A 5,691-nucleotide genomic window follows, 5' to 3' on the forward strand; every position below is an offset into this window, starting at 1 on the left:
ATGACATGTAGAAAAGTGGTTAAACCACTTGTGGAAAAACTTACCCCTTTCAAAATTCCAGACGACATTTATCTAGCACACTGTCCTGAGAGAATACTGCCCGGTGATATTTTTAGAGAAATAATACACAATGATCGCTTAATCGGAGGTATAGACTCTCAGTCCGCAGAGTTGGCCAGCGAAGTCTATAAATCTTTCGTCAAAGGTGAACTGATCATCACCGATGACCTATCTGCAGAACTATCAAAACTAATGGAAAACACATACAGAGACGTTAATATCGCTTTAGCAAATGAATTTGCTCAAATATGCGAATCTCTTGGGGCAGACCCCTACAAAGTTATAAGCTTTGCCAATCGACATCCAAGAGTCAACATTTTACAACCCGGTATAGGCGTAGGAGGACACTGCATACCCGTTGATCCATGGTTTCTGAAAGAAATTGCACCTTACAACTCAAGGCTAATCACCACAGCACGCCTGATCAATGATGAGATGCCTCAACGCATCGCAGCAAAAATAAGACTCAAAGTTGCAAATATTACTAACCCAAAGATTATAGCTCTAGGGGCTACATACAAAAAGAATTGTGAAGATATTAGGGAAAGCCCTGCTATAGAAATTGTGCACTTACTTAAAAAAGATGGCTACGATGTTCACCATTATGATCCACTGGTCCCTCATCTAGTTTATGATTCTTTAGAAAACATACTTATAGGTGCAGACCTTCTCGTAATACTTGTCCCTCATGATTCAATAATTGGGGAAATAGAAAAAATTAAGCCCCGATTACCAAGCCTTATGCGCAATGTAAACGTGATGTGTTTTTAATTATAGAAAATTTGATCACTCAACTCTACTCAAACCTATGAGCAAATTAAGCATACTTGTTACAGGAGGACTCGGCGCTGTCGGCTCATATCTAGTAAAGGAATTAAGAAGCCGCGGTCATCATGTTACCATAGCGGATATCCGTCACAGTGATGACCCAGACTACATACGATGCGACGTTTCTGAATTTCACCAACTAGAACGAATTTGGACAGGCGGAGGATGGCCTCACGGATATACAGCAAAAAAGCGATCTTTTGATATAGTTTATCACCTAGCAGCAGAATTTGGGCGCTGGAATGGAGAAGATTATTACGAAAACGTTTGGAAAACCAATGCCATTGGCACTAAAAACCTCCTCAGAATGCAAGAAAGAGAAGGATTCAAGGCCATATACTTCTCTTCTTCTGAAGTCTATGGAGATTATGAAGGCATTATGACCGAGGATGTGATGGACAAATATGAAATTAAACAAATGAACGATTATGCCATTTCAAAATGGGTCAATGAAATGCAAGTGCTCAATTCTGCAATACAGTATAATACTCAGTCCGTCCGCGTTAGACTCTTTAATACTTACGGACCTGGCGAATACTATTCTCCTTATCGCTCAGTCATATGCATCTTCTGTTACCGCATACTTCACAATTTGCCCATTACCGTTTATCAAGGTTACAGGCGCACAAGCACCTACATAACAGACATGGCAAGAACGTTAGCAAACATATCAAAAAATTTTGTTCCCGGCGAGGTCTATAATATAGGTGGAACCGATTACCATTCTATAGAAGAGGTTGCAGACATCATACTCGACCTGACCCATAAACAACATCTTCGTGAACAATTAGTAAAGTATTTGCCTCATGAAATACTCACTACTCGACAAAAAAAAGTGGATTGCTCTAAAGCCATACGCGACCTAGATCACAAGACCACAGTAAACTTAAAAGAAGGCATATACAATACCCTTGAATGGATGCGCCAAGTTTATAAACTATATTAAATTATTTCTCAAGTGCAATCAAGAAAAAAAATCATAGTTCTTTTGGGCACAAGACCAGAAGCAATCAAGTTAGCGCCCGTCATAAGAGCTTTAAGGTGCCATCCATCTACTTTTGAAACATTAGTCCTTTCCACAGGCCAGCACGAAATTATGGTCAAACAAGCCCTAGAAGTATTTGGAATCAAGCCTGATATAGAACTTGATGCTATGCAATATGCACAATCACTCGGTCTTTTAACTTCAAGGCTTTTCAGTAATATAGATCAGATGCTGTCTATCTACAACCCTGACTGGATTATTGTCCAAGGTGATACGACATCCGCCCTTGTAGGCGCGATATGCGGGTTTTATCACAAAATTAAAATTGCCCATGTCGAAGCAGGATTAAGAACCTACAACCGATGGGCACCATTTCCTGAAGAATTCAATCGAACATGTATTTCTCACATCGCTGATATTCATTTCGCACCAACTACCAAAGCAAGAGAACGACTCTTAGAATTACCCAGGATTGATCCAAATTCAATATTTATAACCGGCAATACAATTGTTGACGCACTCCTATGGGCTAGAGAAATCCTTTTAGATCATATTCCCTACGATATACATACAGAGATAATTCAACACATAGAAAGCAAAAAAAAATTAATCTTAGTTACAACTCATCGCCGTGAATCATTCGGTATCGGCTTAAAAAACATATGCCACGCCTTGATAAAAATCGCTTCTGATTATAAAGACCTCCTGATCGTATTTCCAGTGCATCTTAATCCTAATGTTAAAAAACCTGTGTATGAAGCTTTGAGTTCTCATAAAAATATACTACTATTGCCACCAATAAATTATCTTTCGTTGGTATGGCTTATAGACCAAGCATATATTATTTTGACTGACTCCGGCGGTATTCAGGAAGAAGCTCCAACATTTAAAAAGCCTATACTTATACTAAGAGACACAACTGAGCGACCTGAGGTTATAGACTCTGGCTTTGGAGTTTTAGTTGGAACGGATCAAAAAAAAATACTTTATCATTTCAATCTCATTTTGAATGACACGAAAGTATATAATTCAATGACCCAATCAGTAAATCCATTTGGCGACGGGCACGCTGCAAAAAAAATCTGTGATATATTGCTTAAGTCAATCTGATACAAATGATTAAACACGACACGAATCTTGAGAAAATCCTTATACCGCAAAACCTCCCAAGACTAGCTTACATATCCGATGTGCCCGCTGAAGCCTCTTATCACGGCTCAATGCTTCTGTATCGGCTCCTTGAATTTTATCCAAAAGATAAACTCGTCATTATTGAAACAGGTCATAATTTTTCGACACCTAACAAACGTATTCCATCTGTTCCCCATTACAAATATAAAAATCCTTTCATAAGACTACAATTTACAAGGTATAAAAAAAGTTACTTATCCTTTCTTAGAATTTTAACGCCCCTCAGATCTGCCCAAATATCGTCCATCCTAAAAAAAAACCGCACTGAGGCAATACTAAGCGTAGCTGAAGGAATCGGATGGATGATAGCTTTTCAAGTTGCACAGAAAAATAAAATTCCATATCACCTAATTATTCATGACACTTATACCTCTAAGACATTTCCCAATGTCTTTTCCAATATTTTACAACAAGCAAATTCGTGCCTGTGCGTATCTCCCTTTATGTCAGATGAATATCGGAAACAATATAGATGCAATTCAACCGTCCTTTTCCCCTCTAGATCCCGTTTCCATTACGGCTATTCTTCACCGTCTCAAACTACTATCAACAATAATTACCCATTGACTTTAGCATTCGCAGGAAGCATTTGGAAACATTATATTACCATGATAAAGCCAATCGTCGAAATACTAAAACATTACAACGGCCAATTCCACATATATGGTGATGCTACCCCAGAAACTATAAACGCTTCTGAGTTAGCAGGTTATGATAATATACATGTAAAAGGTTATCTTCCCCATGCCCAACTTATAGACACCCTTAGAAATACATCCCATGTTCTATACTCCCCGCTTGCTTTCCTTCCAGAGGATGACAACATGCGTCTTTGTTTCCCAAGCAAGCTTGTTGACTATACCGCCGTAGGATTACCCATCATCCTTCATGGGCCTCCTTACGCATCCCAGATGCGTTGGGCAACGCAATATCCGGATTCATTTGTAACTATAGATTCGATGGATACCCAAGCGATAGAGCGCGCCATACTTCGACTCACCGACCCTGCTACCAGACACTCTCTAGCCTCAAACGCCATCGCACTAGGACAAAAAGTCTTCTCATGGGAGACTGCCTGGAAAACTTTTACCCATTGCTTACTCAATCCCTGAAACTTGATGCTGGTATTCGTTGTTGTAGTTTTAATTCTCGCACTCGGGCTTGTCATCCCTATCGGATTTCGGTTCATTAAAAAAAACAAAATCCGATCTCTCTATACCATTCCCAACTTTTCATACGAGTATTCCTTACCCTCGACAATTAATGCGCAATCTGCCATCCCCTCAGCTAAGATCCCTTGCTTCACCTTCTCCGCTCCCGATCATAAGATAGAGTCAGGCCACTTCCTCGTTCTCAAAGCCAGCTACGGTGGTTTTTCCTCTTACTGCTCTCCCGTAGTCAAGGTTTCCTCACCGACCTTGTCCACTTACCACTATCTTGATCCCTTACCGTCACAGCCTTCTTCACAAATCTGGATCAATCTATCCTCTCATGCCGGCACCCCTCTCACAAAACTCTCTCTTCACCCTCAAGGTGTCACTCTCTCCGCCACACCTCCCCAACTCATCCTATTTCCCCAAATCGATCTCGCCTTCCATAAAATCCTGATTCTTGCTCCACACCCTGATGATGCAGAGATTGCATCCTTTGCTCTGTATGCCAGTTATCCCCATTCGACCCTCATCGTTACCATCACTGATGGAGCAAATCCTACTAATCCCAACTACACTCCCACACCTCAACGCATCATAGACTCCCTTTCCATACCTCAATTCAACGGCCTCCCCTACACTCACACTATCAACCTTGCTTACCCTGACTCTCAGCTTAATAAATTGAAGCAAAAAAAGACATCCCCTCCCCCACTGCCGACAACCGATTTTGTCTCTCTGCGCGCACTAAACGCCTCCCCCCTCACGCCCCCCGCTCCTCCTTTCCCGGCCTGGGCTTCACTGGTATCCGACCTGATTTTCATCATCAAAAAATTTTCCCCGAGTATCATCGTCACACCGCATCCACTCATCGACTCTCATCCCGACCACCTCTACACCACGCTTGCCCTCTATGAAGCCCTATCCACTTTAGACACTTTCCCTCATGCCATCCTCACCACTTTCGTTCACAATCACATCACGGAGCTATTTCCTTTCGGGCCTTCTCATTCGGAAATTTCACTCCCACCCTTTCCAGAAAACCTAAACCAACTGACCCTCTTCGACTCAGTCCAACTCGTCCCTGCATCCCACGAAATCAATCAACGCAAATACCGCGCGCTAGAAGCTCATTCTGACCTCCGCGACATCCACTCCCCACTCCATCCCAATCTGGATTCCATAAGCAGCCATCTTCGCATCTTCGTTCATCACTCTTTCTTCTATCCTCATATTCCTCCCGTTTCCCTCTTTCGCCGCTTCATTCGCCCACACGAACTATTCCTGACTATTACCTCTTCTGCCACTTTTCAAAATATCTGCCAACATGCCAAAAATTGAGATTTTACGTCCTACAGACCTCACCGACGCCCTAATCCAAACATGGCGAGCTATCCAACTCAATACCCCTACATATCACTCACCATACTATTCACCAGAATATATCCAAACCCTCTACACTTTTCTTCCCCAAAC

Annotated in this window: 5 protein-coding genes; all 5 read left to right on the forward strand. The window is 41.7% G+C overall.

All coding sequences use genetic code 11. The annotated features are described in order from the left end of the window. The coding region (locus NZM04_07515) for a nucleotide sugar dehydrogenase (protein MCS7063873.1) at positions 1–831 on the forward strand (831 nt) is incomplete at its 5' end. 37 nt (positions 832–868) lie between these two features. After that, positions 869–1,834: an NAD(P)-dependent oxidoreductase gene (locus tag NZM04_07520; protein MCS7063874.1), complete on the forward strand. Its 966-nt coding sequence runs from the start codon at positions 869–871 to the stop codon at positions 1,832–1,834. A 12-nt stretch (positions 1,835–1,846) separates the two neighbouring features. After that, positions 1,847–2,983, forward strand: a complete 1,137-nt coding sequence (wecB, locus tag NZM04_07525; protein ID MCS7063875.1) for a UDP-N-acetylglucosamine 2-epimerase (non-hydrolyzing) — start codon at positions 1,847–1,849, stop codon at positions 2,981–2,983. 689 nt (positions 2,984–3,672) lie between these two features. After that, positions 3,673–4,176 carry a hypothetical protein gene (locus tag NZM04_07530; protein MCS7063876.1) on the forward strand — a complete coding sequence of 168 codons (504 nt, stop codon included), beginning with the start codon at positions 3,673–3,675 and terminating at the stop codon, positions 4,174–4,176. 6 nt (positions 4,177–4,182) lie between these two features. Then, complete coding sequence (locus NZM04_07535; GenBank protein MCS7063877.1) at positions 4,183–5,556, forward strand: PIG-L family deacetylase; 1,374 nt, start codon at positions 4,183–4,185, stop codon at positions 5,554–5,556. The last annotated feature ends 135 nt before the right edge of the window (positions 5,557–5,691 follow it).

Source organism: Candidatus Methylacidiphilales bacterium (genome assembly GCA_025056655.1).
GTDB lineage: Bacteria > Verrucomicrobiota > Verrucomicrobiia > Methylacidiphilales > JANWVL01 > JANWVL01.

What these genes read in the sequence shown, in the direction of transcription:
- NZM04_07520 (MCS7063874.1), top strand. Translation starts at nt 869, where the DNA reads ATGAGCAAATTAAGCATACTTGTTACAGGAGGACTCGGCGCTGTCGGC.
- NZM04_07530 (MCS7063876.1), top strand. Translation starts at nt 3,673, where the DNA reads ATGATAAAGCCAATCGTCGAAATACTAAAACATTACAACGGCCAATTC.
- NZM04_07535 (MCS7063877.1), top strand. Translation starts at nt 4,183, where the DNA reads ATGCTGGTATTCGTTGTTGTAGTTTTAATTCTCGCACTCGGGCTTGTC.